Raw genomic sequence first — 20161 nt, forward strand, 5'->3', positions numbered from 1 at the left:
TGACGATCTATTTTTATGTGAGGCAGTTGCTTGCGCACATAAAATTTAAATGTTAAATACTCTATATTGCTGATCGATATGGATTATCAAACTGGTTTGTCTATGTCAGGGATTTTTGCTAATGATTATTGGAAATAGAGATGAAAAGTAGCTTATTTGGGTATAGATTAATTCAACTATTTGGCTTTTTTCTATGTTTCATGCCTTTTATGTTTGTTCAGGCATATTTTTGGCCTGAATCTACTTCAGCTACAGTCGATTTAGGCGAAGGGAATTTTACAGAACATCTGATGTTCTGGCTTTCTTGTGTTTGCATTCTAGCAATAGGATTCAACATTTTTCACAAAGCCTCCTTGGTCAATTTTTCAGATGACTCGGTTAGTATAAGAGGTTTCAATAGAGATTTAGCCATCAATTGGTCCCAAGTGAAAGGTGTTAGGAAAATTCCCTTTGTTTCGCCGCCCATGTACCGCATCTCATTCTTAAATAATCAGGCCAAGCCTGCATACTTTAGCATGAGCACAACTAGTTCCTGGGAAATCAGTACTCCATGGGCTTTGTTCTCAGGAGACAAGAGTGGTGTGCTGAAATATGTACGCCAGAAAGTGAACGAGGCTAAAATAACCTGATATATGACATAATAATACACTGATTACATAAATATCTGTTTGATGACTTTATTGAGTAAAAACAAAGCAGAACTTTGCTGTTTACAAACTCTTGCTCGTAATTATCCTCAAATGAGCCTAAACGACGTAGGCTGTGACAATCAGTACTAGGAAAGTTCAAGTCCTTAGTGCCACAGCTTCGGATTTAATTGCGCAATGACGGATTTCACCGCACCTTAGCCGCTTTTGCCATTGTCTTGTTGCTCGGTATGAGGTTGATTATCACCTTGGCCTTTTACTGCTTTAGCAATGTCAGAGACCGCTTCAACCAAATTGATTGGCAGTGGGAAGACGATGGTTGAGGTCTTGTCGGTGGTGATCTCGGTTAGGGTTTGCATGTAACGAAGCTGCAGGGCGTTGGGGGCTTCGTTGAGCATTTCGGCCGCTTCCTTGAGCTTGTTTGATGCCTCGAGCTCACCCGTCGCATGGATGATTTTGGCTCGCCGGTTACGCTCAGCCTCTGCCTGACGGGCGAGGGCGCGCACCATGCTCTCATTCAAATCGACATGCTTGACCTCAACGGTGGCGATCTTGATCCCCCAGTCATCGGTTTGTTGGTCCAAGATGGTTTGCAGGTCCTTGTTTAGCTGCTCACGCTCAGACAACAGCTCGTCAAGCTCGTGCTGTCCGAGTACCGAGCGAAGCGTGGTCTGTGAGAGTTGGCTAGTGGCCATACTGAAGCTCTCGATGTTGTTAATTGCCATCTGTGGATCGACAACGCGGAAATAGACCACCGCATTAACTCGCACTGAGACATTGTCACGGGTGATGAGATCTTGAGTCGGCACGTCGAGCACCACAGTACGCAAGTCCACGCGTACCATCTGCTGGATAAAGGGGATCAGGATAATCAGCCCTGGTCCCTTAACCTGCTGGAAGCGGCCAAGGAAAAATACCACGCCACGTTCATATTCGCGCAGCACCTTGAACACTTGGGTTGCAAGCGCCACGAGAAGCAGGATCAATACTGCACTGGTATAAAGAATCATAACTGTCTCCTATCCTTGTGTAGTTTGGCCAGGCTTGACCGTCAGGGTCAGGCCATTAATTTCGACTATGGTGACAACATCGCCTTGCTTGAGTGTCGAATCTGACTTGCTATGCGCATTCCATAACGCACCATCGAGCTGAACACGACCTTCACCAGCGACAAAATCATCGCTTACAATCGCGGTTCTGCCGGGGTAGGTCTCACGCCCAGTGGTGACACGATTACGGCGAATCTTAAGCAGCACTCCGACCGTGGTGACAATAAGCACTGCAGAGAAGATGGCGATGCCAAAGACCAGTGGCAGGGCCACTTGGAAGCCGGGTAGGTCGCTGTCCATGAGGAAAATAGAACCTAGAACAAAGGCGACGACCCCGCCAAGGCCAAGAATGCCGAAACTTGGGCTAAAGGCTTCGGCGATCATGAGGGCAATGCCGAGTAGCAAGAGGCCAAGTCCAGCGTAGTTAACTGGCATCATCTGCAGCGCGTACATCGCGAGAAGTAGGCAGATCCCGCCGAGTACACCGGGTAGACCGATGCCGGGGTTATAGAACTCGAGTAGTAAGCCGTAAATCCCGATCAGCATCAGAATATACGCGACATTGGGGTTGGTGAGCACCGCGAGCATTTCGGCACGCCAATCGGGCTCGCGTTCGATGAAGGTGGGCCGTTCTAGTGACAGGGTCACCTCAGTGTTGTTGATCTTAACCGTTTCACCGTTAATCAGCGTGACGAGTGCTTCAGGCGAGTTGGCAATATAGTCGATAACGTTAAGCGCCAGCGCCTCGCTGGCATCAAGGCTCGCCGCCTCACTCACCGCTTTTTCAGCCCAATCAGCGTTGCGTCCGTGCAGCTTCGCAAGGCCCTTGATATAGGCTTTGGCATCGTTGATGACTTTCTTTTCCATTGCGGTTTTAGCCGGGACTTGCTCTGAGTCACTCTGAGCATCATCTGCGACGTCGTTGTCAGCCGTATCGTCACCGGATGCTGGTTGAGGAGGGCCGCCCAGAGACACAGGCGTCGCGGCGCCTAGATTGGTTGCCTCTGCCATGGCGGCCACGTGACTGGCAAACAGAATATAGGTGCCAGCACTGGCTGCGCGAGCGCCAGACGGGCCGACCCAGGTTGCGACGGGCACTGTAGAAGTAGTGATGGCGTGGATAATATCGCGCATGGCGCTATCGAGCCCGCCTGGGGTATCCATTTTCAATACCACCAAGTCAACGCCATTGAGTTGCGCTTGCTCGATTTCACGGGTCAGGTAGTCACTGATAGCGGGACCAATAGCACCTTTAACCGGCACTACCCATACTGTGCTTGCTAGCGTTTGACCGGTGAACAGGAGTAGGGCGAAAAGCCATAAATACAATCGTTTCATCGGGCCCTCCTTAGCCAATCGTTGGGGCTTATCATAAGTATAGATACGCAGGATATTGACTAAGGGGCTAATTTTCTGCTTCTTGACAGCGGTAACAGTGATCGGAATTTAGGCATAGTCAGTAACTTAAATCACAAACAACCGTTGTGAGAAAATGAGTTATGCATATCACCAATCAAGAGCTAGCAGCTCTGGACACGCGCTACCGAGCCAATCTGGTCAACAGTTTATCGGGTTTTAAGAGCGCCAATCTAATTGGCAGCGTTAGCCCTGAGGGAAATACTAATCTCGCGATCGTCAGCTCGGTGTTCCACCTCGGTGCGCATCCCCCTTTGATTGGTATGATCTCAAGGCCGCACTCTGTGGCAAGAGATACCCTGGAAAATATACTGTCTATTGGCGAATATACGATTAATCACGTTAACCGAGATATCTTCGAGAAGGCCCATCAAACCTCGGCTCGCTATCCAAGCGATGTGTCTGAATTCGAAGCAGTTGGGTTGACCCCACAGTGGCGTGAGGGAGTTCGCGCCCCGTTTGTCGAAGAGAGCCGGTTAAAATATTCGCTTCAGCTGAGAAGCAGCCAGACGATTGAACTCAACGATGTGATCCTGCTGATCGGAGAAGTGACCCATCTATATCTGCAAGAGGAGGCCATCTCACCGCAGGGATATGTCGATATCGAGTCTCTAGATACCATAGCCGTCTCCGGACTAGATACCTACCATATCACCGACCGAATCGGCCGCCTGACTTACGCTAAGCCGGACACACTGCCCAAGCATTTAGATTAACATTCCTGTTCGGGGATCTTTGATTTTATCCCCTTAATCGATTCGATCACGGCGTTTTCTAACCCGTCACCAATGTTCGTTTAGTGCGTTGATTGACAAGTTTGCGGCAATGTAGACCCAGACAATGGAGCTCAATACTGGCCCCTTCTCCTGGGTATGAGTTGGTAGTCAGCAAACCAGCGGTTACACTAACAAAAACGTATAGGAGGCGCGTATGTTAGTCCACAATGCTGAAAACCATGAATACCAAGTGACACTAGAGGGAGAGTATGTAGCTTTAGCTAAATATTCTCTGCAAGGTAGTGTGATGACCATTCACTCGACCCGGGTTCCTGATGAGGTGCAGGGGAAAGGCTATGGCAAAGTGTTAATGGAGGCGATCTTACCGGATATCGAGCAGCGCGGTTACACCGTGATCCCGGCTTGCAGTTACGTAGCTCATTATCTAAATCGTCATCCCGAGTGGCAGCATTTATTGGCGGTATAGCTGAGCATTGCGCTGATTATCGCTAGCGGTAATCGTGCTAACAATTCAGTCGTCATAAACGTGCAACCCATCAAGAGAAGGATGGTCATAACGAATCCATGAGCTCTCGTTCAGCACCCAGTTGCCGACATGAACGATACTGGTGTGGGCGCCAACCGCCCAAGTGAGAGCGACTTTGCTGACGGGATTGCTGGAATAGGCAGAGGCATTAAGAAGGGCATTAATGTACGTCTGCTTGACACCGATGGCGAAAAAAAGGGCAAAAATAGCCAGTATGCTGCCAAGGCGCAACGGCTTGATTGGTTTGTTATTAGGGGGCGGAGTGGATAAATGGCGAATCCGGCTTGGGGCGCGGGATAGTCGCAGCGCCGCGCCTAAGCACAGGCTGAGCGAGAACATCGCCGCGACAAAAGGCGTGTAGATCTGAGTCAGGGACTGCTGGGCAATCAAAGGCTCAAACTCTGAATGATAAAAATAGCGCGATCTCGCATGCTCGGCGGCGGCGTGGCGCTGGTTATCGAGTAGGGTATAAAACTGGGTTTGATCGATATTCACATCCAGCAGTGGTAGATAAAAATCGCCGAGGATATATTGGAGCTGCGATTGGATCGCCTCAAGTGCTAACACCTGCGAGGTTGAAATGGTCTGTGAGAATATTCCCGTTCTGTCAGTCGTGCGCAGCTCATCCCAGCGCCATAAGCGCGGCGCTTGCTCAAACTTATCTATTATCGCTAGTTGATTGTGGGTTGGCTCAAGATGACGCGCTTTTTGCGTGTGCATGGCGACAATATTGGCGATCGGTAGGTTGCCTGCCGCGTCGTGTTTGTAAAGGCTTAGGTCAATACTGGACTGAAATCCTAGCTGTTGGTGTAAGGTTTCGCGCAATTGTACATTATAGAATGCATCGTATTGTAGTAATTGCTGGGCTGATGATAAGCCATAAGCGAAGCCATTTTGCCGCTCAATAGTCGAGGGAGTCCCACTCGAGCCCAGGCGCATCTCGATATATTCAAGCGCAATACGACTATTCCAATTCGGATCGCCAGGACAGATACGCTGGCCATCGATTTGCTGGCATAGCTGGAATAAACGAATACCTGCAAAGAGGTTTTGCTTGCGCCAATCACCAACAAAAATCCAGTTGAGCTGCTGTGCGAGCTGATCTCTGAGCTGCTTGAGCTGACACTCGTCATTGGTATCAAGCTTACCCGTCGCTGAGCAGTGATGATACTGCTGATAGAGCTGAGCTATCCCATCACGCCTGCTGGTGTGATTTAGATAGAGAGATTGAGTTTGCGCAGCGGCTTGCTGTTGCATCGGTAGATAGTGCTGAGCAAAATAGTCATCAGCCGCTTGAATTAATGCCTGCGCAACCGCGCTAATCTCAAAAGCATCAATTGGATTAAGGCTTGGGAAACGACGTTGAAGGTTATGAATCATTACATTGAGCTCAACATCACGCATAAACCCGTGTGTGGCCAGATACATCGCTTCTTTTCTCTGCTCCAGCTCTGCCTGTTTCGCCTTATCAAGCCATTGTAAGTTGTCCCATTGGCGTAACTTATTTTGATACTCATAACTGCTGCCCATCCTTGCCCAAGGGTAGTAGGCCAGAAAGGTCACCGTTTCGGGTGCTACCTTACGTTCTGGGTGAGTATTAAGACCCAAGCGTTTGAGTTGTTCGAAGTGATCGGGGTAGTTGATGCCAAATTCTCGAATATCGAGCAGCATGTGCGCGAGGTTAGCTTGCTCGAGATTATCGGTAACGAGATGGTCTACCAAAGCGCTCTGAGCTTTGTGCACCAGGGGAACAGACAAGCTAATAAAAAACAACAGTTGCAACAGCTTGGTGGTAAGGGGCTGGGTTGCCTTAGAAATCAAGCTAGTGAGTAGCAACGCTAAGCCGATACCACTGAGCGTGCGACCAATCACGACGACCTCTTCCAAGACATGGGATGAGGTAACCAGCCCTGAAGAGACGCGTGCCATTGCCGTATTGAGAACGATCTCACCAATAAGATAGGCAAGATCACACAACACAATCAGCCATAGCCATGCCTTCGTCTGAACGAAGGATGAGGCTGGACTTTTTGATAACATTTTGTTGTGTAGAGCTATTTCCTTACTATGTAGCACGCTTGGTGTATGGGCCATCGGTCTACAATCCTTGTATTCCAGTGGTGATTTAACATTTACATTACACTTTTTCTCAGGCGTTGGATAGGGGGTAAATTTGGCTGATTGTCTTGATTTTGAGAGGGGTTATTTGGGATTGAGTCAATCTGGCGCATTCGATTAAGCATGCCCCCGTTTGATTTCTAGCACTGGAACGCGATACAACGGCTTGACCTGTCTACCGCTCTATACTTTAAGCTTAGTTTCAGCAGCAATCACACCATTTTATCGGGTACTCAAGCGATGCATCTAATTTCTGAAGTAGCTAAAAAGGTAGGGTTATCCCGCACAACTCTTCTTTATTATGAAAAAATCGGTCTGATTAAAGGGCAGCGGATGGCCAATGGTTATCGATACTATCACGATTACGATGTGCAACGGCTCAAGTTACTCCAGCGCTTGCAAGCAGGGGGATTGAGCTTAAAAGAGTGTCAGGTGTGTCTAGAGGCCAAGCTTGACAGGGCAACTCTGTCAGAGCGCCTTGCACAGCTTGATCAAGAGATTGCGCACAAGCAAGCTGCGCGAGAACTGTTGGCGGGCTTGCTGGGTGAGCGTTCTTTGCGTGCGTGGCATGAGTCACTTAATCAGGCGGCTCCCGATGCTCACTTCGATTGGTTGCTGCAACAGGGTTTTAATGAAAAAGACGCTCTGCGTCTCAAATGGTTATCTAAAGATATGAACGAACACGATCAATACATGCAAGATTTTATGAAGGTCTTTGAGACCCTAGAGCGCTGGGGACCGGGAGGCGAGGAGGAGACGTTGCGAGCGCTTCATGCACTGCCATTTTCACCACGTAATATCCTTGAGATTGGCAGCGGTAAAGGGCTGTCGACCAAAGTGTTAGCTGATCATAGCGATGCACAAATTACTGCGATGGATAACGAGCCTCTGGCGATAGATGCGCTTCAAGCTAAGTTTGAACAGCTTGGGCTGGGCACGAGGGTTACGCCGGTTTGCGCCTCAATGACGGCACTGCCTTTTGCGCCGCACAGCTTTGATCTGCTGTGGGCTGAGGGCTGCGTTTACATCATGGGGCTGCAAAAGGCGCTCGAGCAGTGGAAGCCACAACTTAAAAAAGACGGGCTATTGGTAGTGAGTGACCTTGTCTGGCTAAGTGATCAGCCGCAGCAGGATTATGTCGACTTTTGGAAAGGTGAGTACCCTGACATGCAACCCCTCGCGACGCGCTTGGCGCAGTTTGAGCAGCACGGGTATCAAGTGCTGGATCATTTCTCGATCAGCCAGCAAGCCTGGAGGAACTACTGGCAGCCTTTGGAGGCACGAGTCAGTGAATTGTCTAAGGAGCTAGAGGGCGCGCAGGCACTTACGGATATTACACGAGAAATCGAGCTATATCGTCGTCATCAAGGCGATCAATATGCTTACCATTTCTTTATCGCGAGAGCGCTCTAATATACCAAAGTCGTCAACTCCTTGATGTTAATGCTTTTCCTATAGCTAAATGGCCTACAAAAGTGTTAGTTTAAACAACATGATAAGGCCCATCAGGCAAATTAGGATTACGGTTAGGCCCACATGGGCTTACTCAGATTACAAAGTAAAAGGAGTTATGAATGTCAGGATCTATCAACGTAGATTTAGTGGTACTCGGTGGTGGACCCGGTGGTTACACCGCTGCTTTTCGCGCCGCGGATCTCGGTCTATCTGTGTGTATCGTCGAGCAGCGTGACACCCTAGGTGGGGTTTGTGTCAATGTCGGTTGCATTCCATCAAAGACCTTGTTGCATGCGACGTCATTGATTGAGCAGGCGCAGAGTGGCGCGGCCGTCGGTATCGAATTTACCAAGCCGACGGTTAATCTTGATACCCTGCGTGACCATAAACAGAGCACCATTGCGCGCCTGACCGGCGGCATTGCTCAGTTAGCGAAAGCTCGTAAAGTCATCACTTTGCAAGGTCGCGGCCAGTTTATCGATCGCCATAGTCTCTCGGTTAGGGGCGACGAAGAGCAGTTGGTGAATTTTAAGCACGCCATTATCGCCACAGGCTCACACTCAACCCCATTACCGTTCGCCCCTGACGATAAGCGTGTATGGAACTCCACCGATGCGCTTTCATTGAGTCAAATACCTGAAAAACTGTTGATTGTTGGCGGTGGCATCATTGGCCTCGAGATGGCACAAGTGTATGCGGCGCTTGGCTCACAGATCACCATTGTCGAGGCCCAGTCGCAACTGATCCCGGCCGCTGACAAAGATATTTTGCAACCTCTGCTTAAGACAGTGAAAAAGCGTTATCAAATTCTCACCGCCACCGAAATTACCTCAATGACGGCACAGCCAGAGGGCATCGATGTGACGTTTGCAGGGCGTAAAGCAACAGAGCAAGCAACCTTTGATGCTGTGCTGGTAGCGATTGGACGTCGACCTAATACCCAAGGTATTGGTTTAGACAGCTTGGGTATTGAGCTTGATGAACGCGGCTTAATTGAGGTTGACCACCAACAGCGCACCAATGTAGACAATATCTTTGCTATTGGTGATATCGTCGATGGCCCGATGTTGGCGCACAAAGCTACCCATGAGGGTAAATGTGCGGCCGAGTCGATTGTGGGTCTAGATACACCTCACCATACTCCAGAAATTCCGTCGGTTGCGTATACACACCCAGAGATAGCGTGGGTAGGTATTACCGAGAAGCAGGCCAAGCTCGAGGGTATCGACTATCGCGTGGGTAAAGTGCCATGGCAAGCCAGCGGACGAGCCCAGAGTGTGGGCGCGACCAATGGCGCAACCAAGGCATTGTTCGATGCCCAAAGTGGTAAGTTGATAGGCGCGGCGATTTGCGGTGAAAATGCCGGCGAGTTAATCCACGAGGCCGTCAGTGTGATGAATTTCGGCGGCAGTGCCAGTGATATTGCCGCGACGGTGCACGCACATCCAACGCTTGCGGAAACTTTTGCCTTTGCCGCTGAGCTGGTGGATGGCTCGGTGACGGATATGATGCCAAGTAAACGCCTCTAACCAGAGCTTACTATGGTTGATAGCTTATTGAGCGCTAAACACTTTGGTCTCCGGATAGAAAGCATACCAAGCAAACCAATATAGTAGTGTCGATGCCAGCGGTTGTCCGTTGGCGTCGGTGATCCAGGCTGATTGGTTGCTTTCATCCCAATGAACCTTAAGGTCTTGCTCTCCCAGCGGGTAAGTAAATTCGGCTTGGTTGTTAGCGCGAAGCTCTGAGAATGGAAAGGCAACACTGAAACCATCATGATGAAAACCCAGCACGGTCTCTTTTGTTGAGTAGGTAGACGGTGCTTGCTGCGCAACGGGGAAGTATAAGAATGGGCTATCACTGTAGCCTGCGTACGGGTCGCGCTGATAATCACGGCTGTAGCCGGTGTCGGTTGAGAGCACCTGTGTGTCAGGATGGTCGCTTAGCCACTGTTGCCAGCGAGTGAGTTTGAGTGGCAGTTGAACCAGCGTTTGCCCCGAGCGTTCACCACTGACTGCGGCTCCGCGGATTTGTGACCACAATGACTCGCTTTGATGGTCATACATCAATACATCGGAATTATACAAAAGGCCTGAAACACCAAAGGTCATAATTTGCTGGCCATCGTTGGTTTGAAATGCCATACCTGAGCCACACAGTGGGCAATAAGAAACAATAAAATCCCTATCGCCAATGCGATCGTTGACTATCTCGTGCCAATTTAAGATAGCGATTGGATAAGCCTTGCTGACACCATCAAGGTGAATACCAAGGACGATGTCGCTATCTGACAGAAAGTTTGCGCTGGTTCCTGCTTGAAACTTTGGCTCTAGGAGGGCAGGGATCCCATCCTTACCCGGGCCACCAGATAAGATTTCATCGGCAGGGACCGTGAGGTTGTTGAGCTTAAATCCGTTCATTGACGCCGCGTTACCGCTCAATGGAAATAGCCAAGCAATGCTCAGCCAGAAAACAAACCAGGTCTTCATGCTAGTCTCCGAATTGATTGAATAACAATAAAGACCTGGCAAAGCGAACGTACATTTCAACAACAGCCATTACCGAGTGCGACTAGATTAGCATGACTGTCCAGTTTGCAGCGCCCTGTATTAACTTGACTGTCCAGATAGCGGCAATGGGGTTTGAAGTACGCTTTGGACTACTCGCACCTCGGAGCGAAGCGAAACTCGAACCCCGCTCCCTGTTTTTACCGTGACTGTCCAAATAGCGGTTAACACGCTTTGGACCAGCGTTAAGGTGACTGTCCAGATAACGGTATCGCTTTGCATGACTGTCCAGTTTGCTGTGACTGTCCAGTTTGCAGCGATTTGGACTACTCGCCCCTCGGAGCGAAGCGAAGCGAAACTCGAACCCCGCTCCTTGTTTTACCATGACTGTCCAGTTAGTGGGGTCGAATCGAGCTATTCGATTTTCATCCGTAGTACGTGATAAGGCTTGTTCGAACCCTCTGTTCCCTGATTTAATGCTGGGTTAAGGTGTAGTGAGTTTTGGGTGAAATACAGATAGTCACCTTGGATGGCGAAGCCATCAACCCACGACAGGTGTGCGGCATCTTGGGCGATAACCTGATAACCTTGTTGATTGACTTTCGCCAATGCATTTTGCTCTACATCGCCGACATAGATGTCACCTGCGGCGCTGATGATCATGCCGTCACTGGGTCTTTTTTCACTGTAGCGTTCAATCTTGTTGGCAAGGTCGGACTGTGAAAGCGTTTCATCTGCTAGGGCAGCGGCGGGTAGGCGATAGATGTCACTGCCATTCACTGTGCCAAAGTAGACCCATTGATGGTTGGCATCGATTGTGATCGGGTTCAGGCTAAGATAGAGTGCATCGCTCGTACCATCTTCGCGCTTGGCCGCCATCAAATTGTCATCAATGATCAAGTCATGCTTGGGAGAGAGTAAGGCTTGATGAGACTCAAGCAATCGCCGCGCTTTGCCAGTCTCCAAATCCACCACCACAAAAGCCGGGGCAGGGTCTCCGACCAAATTACCCAAACTGGTATCGGCGATGATCATTAGATTGCGCGAAGTATCGATGGCAAAGTCTTGCAGAAACGAGTTTGCGACCACGACTTCGCTGGGTAGCGTGATCTGCTTAACTAACTGCTCGTTAACGCTATCCCAAGCTATGATTTGTGCTGGGGCACTGGCACTGCCCATATCCAAGATCCAAACCAGACCATTCCCAGTGTTATCGATTCCGATCACCGATGAAAGCCCAACCTCACCCTGCTCAGGCCCATCGGCCCAGTCTTGGGTTGGATAAGGCTTTGTTGAACCATCTGGTAGAAGCTCGACTACGCGGTACTCTGGCGCATCAAGAGGTTGCATTGAAAGAAAGGTGCGCCCTTGGGGGGTGACAGTTAGATTGCCGGGTCGAGTGCCATTGAGCTCAGCGACAACCTCGATGTCCGAAGCAGTAACTGAGTAGGCTACTGTGCTTGCTACAATGGCGACCAGGGTGGTGAGTTTTGACGGGTTGATGGATGACATATTCACTTCCTTCTGTTGACACGCTAGCGCGTCGCGTTGAACACGAATTTAGCTTAGAAGTGGTATGGTGATTGATATAGAGGGAGAGCTTTGAGTTATTCTCAAACCATACTTGATAAAGGTGTGAGGTTCGAGACGCGGGGACGGGCAAAGCCCTACGAGATGCGAGTAGTTTACGGTACGGGGTGGGTTCCTCGTTCCTCGGAACGCAGTGAAACCCTAACCCCGCCCCTGATTTTAAGCGGCCGCCATTACGCCCGCTACACCCATGTACAGTCCACCAAACAGCTTATTCTGGATGCGCTGTTGGGCTTGGTTGTTGAGCGCATTAGATAGGCGTGATGCCAAGATCGCGTAGCCTAACATTACTAGGCAGTCTGCCAGAACTACGGTGCTACCTAGGATAAGGTACTGACTGAGAAGATCGCCTTTGACGTCGAGAAACTGTGGGAAAAAGGCGACCAAAAATACCGTTACTTTAGGGTTAGTCAGGTTGATAAGGGCAGCGGCGAAAAACTGTTTTTTCGCGGACTGCTTAGCATTCTGGCCAAACTCGATCGCTTGTGGTTGCTCGGTGAACTTTTTGTAGCCAAGGTAGACAAGGTATCCGATACCCAGCCACTTAACGACTTGAAAAGCCACCACAGAAGAGGCGAGAAGCGCGCCTAGGCCAACACCTACGATAATGACTTGCATGGCGTAACCCAATTGCAGCCCTGCAATACCGGGTAGGGTATCTTTAAGACCATAGCGGATACCATTGCTGATCGTAGTGATCGCCCCAGCACCAGGCGAGATAGAAATGAGCAGTGACGCGCCAAAAAACGTCAACCATAGGTGGATATCCACGTTAACTCTCCAATAAATAACTAAAAATTTTCTGGCGAGGATATTACCGAACCTCCTAGAAATTACTTTGCTATTTATTGGTTGAAATTGGTTAAAATAAGCAATAATCTTTCTTTTGGCACGTACCCATAGGAATATTCTTGCCATGCATCAACTTGATAACACTGATCTTGCCATTTTAGATCAAATGCAAAAAAATGGTCGCATCTCCAACTCCAAGCTGGCAGCGGAGCTTTCTTTGAGTGAATCACCTTGTTGGCGTCGCCTAAAGAGGCTTGAGGAGGAGGGGTATATAGAGGGCTATCAAGCGCAGCTTAATCGGCGCAAAGTCGGATATGGGGTATTATCTTTTGTTCACGTTTCTTGCGTGTTGCATGATGAGAAGACCACGGCTGAGTTTGAAGCACTGATTAATCAATCAGATAACGTACTCTCGTGTCATAACACTGCAGGCACCACCGACTTTGTGTTGCAAGTGGTGGCGAAAGATTTGGATGATTATAGTCAGTTTGTCGAGAGCGTACTGCGCAAGCTCCCTGGCGTGTCGAACCTTCAGTCCAACTTATCGCTCAGAGAGCTTAAATCATCAACCCAACTGCCTATTATTGGTTAGAGTAGGGTTTGCTGGGTAGGCGATCAGAGCTGGTAAGTGAGCCCCAGTCCTATACCGTAGCCGCTGTTTTGAACATCGACTTTCAAATCGTCACTGACTCGGACGTATTTACGCGCATAGTCTTCGCTAAAACCAGTGAGATCAAGACGAAGATGACGGTTGATGTCATAGCCAAGGCCAACACGATAGCGGATATCCTCGCCACCAAAAGCGTCGATCGCTTCGTCCAAGCTTACACCAGCCATTAGTGTCAAGGCTTTGAGGTGATATTGGACGGAAGTAGCGTAGCGTTTGCTATGTTGTGAGCCTTTAAGCAGACCGACGGGGTCGCTGTAATCACTGTAGTAGATGCCTTTGCCCTGCCAACGTGAAAGGCTGTAGCTAGCATGCCAAACTAGATTGTTGTTTATCGCCCAGCTAGCGTAGGTGCTGGTGATTGAGGGTAGGTCAAACTCGATATTCTCGTCATCAAAATGGCTCTCTAAACGATGGGTAGCCGCAAGGCTTATCGCATCACTGATTTGCCATGTCGCACTTATCGCGCCCCCCCAGCCAGAAGTCTGATCATGAATATCCTCAGCGCAGCCTAAGAATGGTCTGCATTTGTCTTGCTCGAGGATATACTCAGCATATTGATACTCCAATGTCGCCGCGACGCTAAAGTTATCCCATTTAAAGGCGACACTGGGTGCAAAAGAGACGACAACAGGGCGAACGCGTGTTTCATACAATATAGGTATTGGCAGCGGATCCATCTTGAATTCAGGAATTGATATATCCGCTGCTGTGCGACTATAAATGGCAAGTCCTGCGTACCAACGGTGATTAATCGGCATCACCATAAACCCAGCTGGAATCGGGTCAGCTTTAGAGTAATCCGCCAGTGTTCCCAGAATATCGTAATCAGTATCCACCTGATAACGTAGCACATTACCCGTTACCGTGGTGCGTTCAATCTGAGTCATGCTTGACGGTGCAGTAGCAAGAATGCTGGCATCCATGGCATAGGCGCCATTGGCACTAGCAAGGGCACTATTGGTGGTGGATGATTCCCAAAAATTAAGTCCGGTGGCAGAACAAAGCGGCGCGTAACCGGCCACAGCGAGTAGAGCAAAGCGAGGAACAACTGACATAGTAATTATTATAAACGTGAAAAATCACATGCTAACACGTTATAAATTAAGTGAAAGTTATAAATTCTAAAACCAGAGGCGGGTAAAGACAGAAGCGAGACTCGAGAGGCGAGAAGCGAGGGATTCGGTGCGTGCGGTATGTGAGTCGTAACTATGAGTGATGAGTTTGTTGGTGCTGAGTTAAAAAAAAGACCTGTGACTACAGGTCTTTTTAGTGTTTTTCTGATGCCCTTTGTCCATCAACGAAGGCAGGTGTTTGAGGAAAAACGCGAAACGTTTAGCACTTCAGGTCGCCTCGCTCCCCGGAGTGAAACGTCCTCGCGCCTCGCCCTGCCTTATCAGGCCGTTGCACGCGCAGCTTGATAGCGCACCGCCTCCAGCTGCACATCGCCTTTGGCTTTACAAATGCACGGCAAAATCTCGTCGCCATGGGTATAAGCCATGGCAAAACCAACCTGTTCAACCTCACCAGAGACCAGTTTGCAGCGGCAGGCGCCACAATGACCATCGCGGCAATGATACTCAGGCTCAAGGCCTGCGCGCTCCATTGCGTTAAGCAAGGTTTCATTGCCGCTGGTGGTGATTTGTGTAACGCGGTTGATCTTGATGCTGGTCATTAGAGTTCGAAGTCCTCGAAGTCGTCTGCTGACACTTCATTGTCAATCTGACCGACTAGGTATGAGCTGATTTCGGCTTCTTGCGGCGCTACCTGAACGTTATCTGAAGATAGCCATGCGTTGATCCATGGGATCGGGTTGCTGGTCGCCTCAGGGTAGGCCGCATCCAGACCCACCGCCTGCATGCGGATGTTGGTGATGTACTCAACGTACTGGCACAGGATGTCTTTGTTTAGACCGATCATCGAGCCGTCTTTAAATAGGTATTCTGCCCACTCTTTTTCTTGCTCGGCGGCAGCTTTGAACAAATCAAAGCACTCTTGCTTCGCCTCTTCAGCGATCTGCATAAAGGCAAAGTCGTCTTGGCCGTTGCGTAGCAAGTTGATCATGTGTTGAGTGCCTGATAAGTGCAGGGCTTCGTCACGGGCGATCAGTTTGATGATTTTAGCGTTACCTTCCATCAACTCGCGCTCAGCAAAGGCAAATGAGCAGGCAAAGCTGACGTAAAAGCGAATCGCTTCAAGCGCGTTGACCGACATCAAACAGGTATATAGCTGCTTTTTCAGCTCATACAGCGAAACAGAAACCGTTTCACCATTAACCTGATGCTTACCCTCGCCGTAGCGGTGGTAGTCGTTGGTCATCTCAATCAGCTTGTCGTAGTAGTGTGAGATGTCCTCAGCGCGCTTAAGGATGTGCTCGTTCTCAACGATATCGTCAAACACAGAGGCCGGATCGTTAACAATATTGCGGATAATATGTGTGTATGAGCGCGAGTGAATCGTCTCTGAGAAAGACCAAGTTTCAATCCACGTCTCTACCTCTGGAAGAGAGACCAACGGCAGTAGCGCAACGTTTGGTGAACGACCCTGGATCGAATCAAGCAAGGTTTGGTATTTGAGGTTCGAGATAAAGATATGCTTCTCATGCTCAGGCAGCGCATTAAAGTCGATACGATCACTTGAGACATCGACTTCCTCCGGACGCCAGAAGAAAGACAGTTGCTTTTCGATAAGCTTTTCAAAAATTTCAAACTTCTGTTGGTCGTAACGTGCCACGTTAACCGACTGACCAAGAAACATCGGTTCTTTTAGCTGATCATTCTTATTGCGGTTAAAAGTGCTGTAAGCCATGGTTTTGCTTCCTTTTTAGACCGATGTCTGTGCACCGGCCAGTATTACTTTCTAATTTATATTCGGAGGGCGGCAGAGTCGGTCTGCCGCCGAATCAGTGGGGTGGTTTAGATCTTACAACCGCCGCCTGCACAGTCATCGTCTTGTGCCTGAACTGCGTCTTTCTGCTCGTCCTTCGCTCCATCACGGGTGTTGTGATAGTAGAGTGTCTTAACGCCGTACTTATAAGCAGTCAGTAGATCTTGCAGCAGCTGCTTCATCGGCACCTTGCCTGATTCATAACGGCTTGGGTCATAGTTGGTGTTGGCAGAGATAGCTTGGTCAACAAACTTCTGAATAATGCCCACAAGGTGTAGGTAGCCATTGTTACTGCCGATATCCCAAAGGAGCTCGTAGTTGTCTTTATACTTGGTAAACTCAGGCACCACCTGCTTGAGAATGCCATCTTTCGATGCTTTGACCGAGACATAGCCGCGCGGTGGCTCGATACCATTGGTGGCATTCGAGATCTGTGAGGAGGTCTCCGATGGCATGAGTGCCGTTAGCGTCGAGTTACGCAGGCCATGAGTCATGATCTCTTCACGCAGACCATCCCAGTCGTAGTGCAACGGCTCATCACACACCAAATCGATGTCTTTTTTGTAGGTGTCGATTGGCAGCAAGCCTTTAGCATAGTTGGTCTCGTGGAACGATGGACACTTGCCTTGCTCTTTGGCCAGCTCAACCGACGCTTTAAGTAGATAGTACTGCATCGCCTCAAAAGTGCGGTGGGTTAGGCCGTTCGCGCTGCCGTCTGAGTACTTAGTCCCATTCTTCGCCAAGTAGTAAGCAAAGTTAATCACACCCACGCCCAAAGTGCGGCGGTTCATGGTCGAGCGGTACGCCGCTGGAAGTGGATAGTCTTGATAATCTAGCAGAGCATCAAGAGCGCGAACCACTAGCTCAGAGAGCTCTTCAAAATCGTCAAGCGATTCGATGGCGCCAAGGTTAAATGCCGATAGGGTACATAGCGCGATCTCGCCTTCTTCATCTTCAACGTTTGCGAGTGGCTTGGTCGGAAGCGCGATCTCTAGACACAAGTTTGATTGACGAACAGGGGCGACTTGCGCGTCAAATGGGCTGTGCGTGTTACAGTGATCGACGTTCTGGATGTAGATGCGGCCGGTAGAGGCGCGCTCTTGCATCAAGATAGAGAACATCTCAACCGCTTTAACCGTCTCTTTCTTAATTGAAGGGTCGTTTTCGTATTTGACGTACAGCTCTTCAAACAAGTCTTGATCTTGGAAGAAGGCGTCGTATAGACCCGGAACATCAGATGGCGAGAATAGGGTGATGTTGCCACCTTGTACAAGGCGCTGGTACATCATCTTGTTGAGCTGAACGCCATAATCCATGTGACGGACACGGTTTTCCTCTACGCCGCGGTTGTTCTTAAGCACCATCAGTGATGGTGATTCGCGGTGCCAGATAGGGTAAAACACAGTTGCGGCGCCGCCACGAACACCGCCCTGAGAGCAGCACTTAACAGCCGTCTGGAAATATTTGTAGAACGGGATACAGCCGGTGTGGAACGCTTCACCGCCGCGGATTTCAGAGCCTAGCGCGCGAATGCGGCCGGCGTTGATGCCGATACCTGCGCGCTGGGAGACGTAGCGCACGATAGAGCTTGCTGTTGCGTTGATCGAATCAAGACTGTCACCACACTCAATCAGTACGCATGAGCTGAATTGGCGAGTTGGGGTACGCACACCAGACATGATTGGAGTTGGCAGTGAGATCTTGAACGTCGAGGTCGCGTCATAAAAGCGCTTGATGTAATCCAGACGGGTGTCTTTTGGGTAATTGGCGAATAGGCACGCTGAGACCAACATGTAGAGGAACTGCGCACTCTCGTAGATCTCACCCGATACACGGTTTTGAACAAAGTACTTGCCCTCTAGCTGCTTAACCGCCGCATAAGAGAAGTTCAGATCGCGGGTGTGATCAATATAGCTGTTGAGTTGGTCGAGCTCAGCGCGGGTGTAGTCTTGCAGCAAGTGCTGGTCGTATTTGCCCATCTCCACTAGGCGGGTGATGTGGTCATAAAGCGTCGGTGGCTCATATTGACCGTAGGCCTTTTTACGCAGGTGGAAAATAGCCAGACGCGCAGCAAGGTATTGGTAGTCAGGCGTTTCCTCAGAGATCAAGTCCGCAGCAGATTTGATGATGGTTTCATGAATATCGGTGGTGGTGATCCCCTCGTAGAACTGAATGTGAGCCTTCAGTTCGACCTGAGAAACGGAGACGTTATCAAGTCCCTCGGCGGCCCAAGTGATAACGCGGTGGATTTTTTCTAAATCGATATTTTCTTTGCGGCCATTACGCTTGGTAACGGTAAGTTGTTGGTTCATTCTTATGTCTTTCCCTAAGAAAACTGATCAAAGCGGACTTTGTTGGTAACTTTTGTATGTAATTACTGTATATGTGCGGCTTGACTTTGTGATCATTATCCACTTGCATGGTTGTCAAAAACACTACATATAGGGCCTCAACCCCTTGTGGTGTACAAGATAGTGCTATATCTAGTTTTGATCAAGGATTGATAACACAGCATATGGCACCAGGAAAGAAAATTTGAAATTTATGGTTAGTGATCACTTACCGATGAATTCAGGGCAGATTTAGGTTTAAAAAAACCTATTAAAGCAAACGATTAAAAGCTAAACGCTGAAAAAAATATTTTACTTGATCTTTTGCCAATAACTGACTTGCAAATAAACCCTGTCAAGTGTGGCAATTGTGTTGTGAAAATGTAGTTGCGGTTGCGGTTAGGTGTGATCTTAAGCGTTGTGGTTAAAACGTTTGGGGGCGAGGGGCGGGTTACACTGCGTTCCGGGGAGCGAGGGGTATGCCTCTATGAGTAGACCACTCACTCCCTTGTTGGTGCTCCTTAAAGGATGCACCTTTCGGTTCTATTGTGGGCGGACGCAGTGGACGATGTAGTTTACGTCGACGTTGGAGCCGAGGCGATAGCTGTCGGTGAGTGGGTTGTAATGCAATCCGGTGATCCCGCGTTCGATCAAAGGGGTGTGATCAATCATTTTGATCATCTCTGAGGGTTTGATGAACTTATCGTGGTTATGCGTGCCTTCAGGCACAATCCTCAGTAGCTTTTCCGCGCCTACGATAGCAAATAGGTACGACTTGATGTTGCGATTTAGCGTTGAGAAAAATACGTGACCACCGGGTTTGACCAACTTGGCGACGGAGCTTATCACTGACTGGGGATCAGGAACGTGCTCGAGCATCTCCATACAGGTAACGACATCATACTGCTCCGGTTTATCCGCGGCATGTTGCTCAACGGTGTTTTGTAGATAATTGACCTTGATACCCGTCTCTAGGCTGCGCAAGCGGGCAACTTCTAACGGCTCGCGCCCCATGTCGAGTCCGGTCACGATAGCTTCTTGACGAGCCATGCTCTCTGCTAAAATTCCGCCACCACAGCCAACGTCGAGTACCTGCTTGCCAAACAGACCGTTGGCGCGCTCGAGTACATAGTTGAGTCGTAATGGGTTGATTTGATGCAGAGGTTTAAACTCACCTTCTAAATCCCACCAACGTGAAGCCATTTCCTCAAACTTCTGAATTTCCTTTGGATCGACATTTTGTCCGTTAATCATTCGCGTCGCCTTGCAAAAAACATAATCAGGTCATCTTAGCGAATGACAGTCAGGAGTCTAGTCACTTTTGTGAGTTAATTTGCTTCATGGGTGATTTTAATCCTGGCGAAAAATGAAGCGTGAGCGACTGAAAAATAACCGTATTTTGGGCTTGCTAACCGGGATTGTATTAAATCTCACCACTTAG

At 49.2% G+C, this 20161-nt stretch carries 17 protein-coding genes; 6 read left to right on the top strand and 11 right to left on the bottom strand.

The window, feature by feature from the left end:
* The first annotated feature begins 140 nt into the window (after positions 1–140).
* Positions 141–629 (top strand): hypothetical protein, encoded by a 489-nt coding sequence (locus ACSTTG_RS13395; protein WP_438475166.1) that lies wholly within the window; start codon positions 141–143, stop codon positions 627–629.
* A gap of 215 nt (positions 630–844) precedes the next feature.
* Here the strand turns inward: ACSTTG_RS13395 and ACSTTG_RS13400 are convergent, their stop codons facing one another.
* Together ACSTTG_RS13400 and ACSTTG_RS13405 are read right to left on the bottom strand one after the other, a co-directional pair.
* Entirely contained in the window at positions 845–1657 is an 813-nt protein-coding gene (locus ACSTTG_RS13400) for a slipin family protein (protein ID WP_438459520.1), read from the bottom strand.
* Positions 1658–1666: 9 nt separating this feature from the next.
* Positions 1667–3034 (bottom strand): NfeD family protein, encoded by a 1368-nt coding sequence (locus ACSTTG_RS13405; protein WP_438459519.1) that lies wholly within the window; start codon positions 3032–3034, stop codon positions 1667–1669.
* A gap of 161 nt (positions 3035–3195) precedes the next feature.
* Here ACSTTG_RS13405 and ACSTTG_RS13410 point away from each other — a divergent pair, with 161 nt between their 5' ends.
* Both ACSTTG_RS13410 and ACSTTG_RS13415 read left to right on the top strand, forming a co-directional pair.
* A complete protein-coding gene (locus ACSTTG_RS13410) occupies positions 3196–3828 on the top strand; it encodes a flavin reductase family protein (protein ID WP_438459518.1) in 633 nt (210 codons plus the stop codon).
* A 214-nt stretch (positions 3829–4042) separates the two neighbouring features.
* Positions 4043–4315 (top strand): GNAT family N-acetyltransferase, encoded by a 273-nt coding sequence (locus tag ACSTTG_RS13415; protein WP_438459517.1) that lies wholly within the window; start codon positions 4043–4045, stop codon positions 4313–4315.
* A 45-nt stretch (positions 4316–4360) separates the two neighbouring features.
* On the opposite strand, the gene ACSTTG_RS13420 is transcribed toward ACSTTG_RS13415, so the two are convergent.
* Positions 4361–6469, bottom strand: coding sequence for a hypothetical protein (locus tag ACSTTG_RS13420; protein WP_438475167.1), 2109 nt, complete (start codon positions 6467–6469; stop codon positions 4361–4363).
* A 264-nt stretch (positions 6470–6733) separates the two neighbouring features.
* Between ACSTTG_RS13420 and ACSTTG_RS13425 the strand changes: the two genes are divergently transcribed.
* Together ACSTTG_RS13425 and lpdA are read left to right on the top strand one after the other, a co-directional pair.
* Positions 6734–7906: a MerR family transcriptional regulator gene (locus ACSTTG_RS13425; protein ID WP_438475168.1), complete on the top strand. Its 1173-nt coding sequence runs from the start codon at positions 6734–6736 to the stop codon at positions 7904–7906.
* A 161-nt stretch (positions 7907–8067) separates the two neighbouring features.
* Positions 8068–9477 carry a dihydrolipoyl dehydrogenase gene (gene lpdA, locus ACSTTG_RS13430; RefSeq protein WP_438475169.1) on the top strand — a complete coding sequence of 470 codons (1410 nt, stop codon included), beginning with the start codon at positions 8068–8070 and terminating at the stop codon, positions 9475–9477.
* A 24-nt stretch (positions 9478–9501) separates the two neighbouring features.
* On the opposite strand, the gene ACSTTG_RS13435 is transcribed toward lpdA, so the two are convergent.
* The 3 genes from ACSTTG_RS13435 to rhtB all read right to left on the bottom strand — a co-directional run bounded on the left by ACSTTG_RS13435 (position 9502) and on the right by rhtB (position 12816).
* Positions 9502–10437 carry a DUF3179 domain-containing protein gene (locus tag ACSTTG_RS13435; RefSeq protein WP_438475170.1) on the bottom strand — a complete coding sequence of 312 codons (936 nt, stop codon included), beginning with the start codon at positions 10435–10437 and terminating at the stop codon, positions 9502–9504.
* A gap of 432 nt (positions 10438–10869) precedes the next feature.
* Entirely contained in the window at positions 10870–11967 is a 1098-nt protein-coding gene (locus ACSTTG_RS13440; RefSeq protein ID WP_438475171.1) for an L-dopachrome tautomerase-related protein, read from the bottom strand.
* A 237-nt stretch (positions 11968–12204) separates the two neighbouring features.
* Positions 12205–12816 (bottom strand): homoserine/homoserine lactone efflux protein, encoded by a 612-nt coding sequence (gene rhtB / locus ACSTTG_RS13445; RefSeq protein WP_438459511.1) that lies wholly within the window; start codon positions 12814–12816, stop codon positions 12205–12207.
* Between the two features lie 145 nt (positions 12817–12961).
* Here rhtB and ACSTTG_RS13450 point away from each other — a divergent pair, with 145 nt between their 5' ends.
* Complete coding sequence (locus ACSTTG_RS13450; protein WP_438475172.1) at positions 12962–13429, top strand: Lrp/AsnC family transcriptional regulator; 468 nt, start codon at positions 12962–12964, stop codon at positions 13427–13429.
* Positions 13430–13452: 23 nt separating this feature from the next.
* On the opposite strand, the gene ACSTTG_RS13455 is transcribed toward ACSTTG_RS13450, so the two are convergent.
* From ACSTTG_RS13455 to ubiG, 5 genes are all read right to left on the bottom strand, one after another.
* Complete coding sequence (locus ACSTTG_RS13455) at positions 13453–14562, bottom strand: OmpP1/FadL family transporter (RefSeq protein WP_438475173.1); 1110 nt, start codon at positions 14560–14562, stop codon at positions 13453–13455.
* Between the two features lie 338 nt (positions 14563–14900).
* A complete protein-coding gene (gene yfaE, locus ACSTTG_RS13460; protein ID WP_438459508.1) occupies positions 14901–15179 on the bottom strand; it encodes a class I ribonucleotide reductase maintenance protein YfaE in 279 nt (92 codons plus the stop codon).
* Positions 15179–16312: a class Ia ribonucleoside-diphosphate reductase subunit beta gene (nrdB, locus tag ACSTTG_RS13465; RefSeq protein ID WP_438475174.1), complete on the bottom strand. Its 1134-nt coding sequence runs from the start codon at positions 16310–16312 to the stop codon at positions 15179–15181. Before nrdB ends, yfaE begins: the two co-directional genes overlap by 1 nt.
* A 107-nt stretch (positions 16313–16419) precedes the next feature.
* Positions 16420–18702 (bottom strand): class 1a ribonucleoside-diphosphate reductase subunit alpha, encoded by a 2283-nt coding sequence (gene nrdA, locus ACSTTG_RS13470; RefSeq protein WP_438475175.1) that lies wholly within the window; start codon positions 18700–18702, stop codon positions 16420–16422.
* Positions 18703–19263: 561 nt separating this feature from the next.
* A complete protein-coding gene (gene ubiG / locus ACSTTG_RS13475) occupies positions 19264–19974 on the bottom strand; it encodes a bifunctional 2-polyprenyl-6-hydroxyphenol methylase/3-demethylubiquinol 3-O-methyltransferase UbiG (protein WP_438475176.1) in 711 nt (236 codons plus the stop codon).
* Between the last annotated feature and the right edge of the window lie 187 nt (positions 19975–20161).

Source organism: Vibrio glycogenivorans (genome assembly GCF_051660965.1).
Taxonomy (GTDB): Bacteria; Pseudomonadota; Gammaproteobacteria; order Enterobacterales; family Vibrionaceae; genus Vibrio.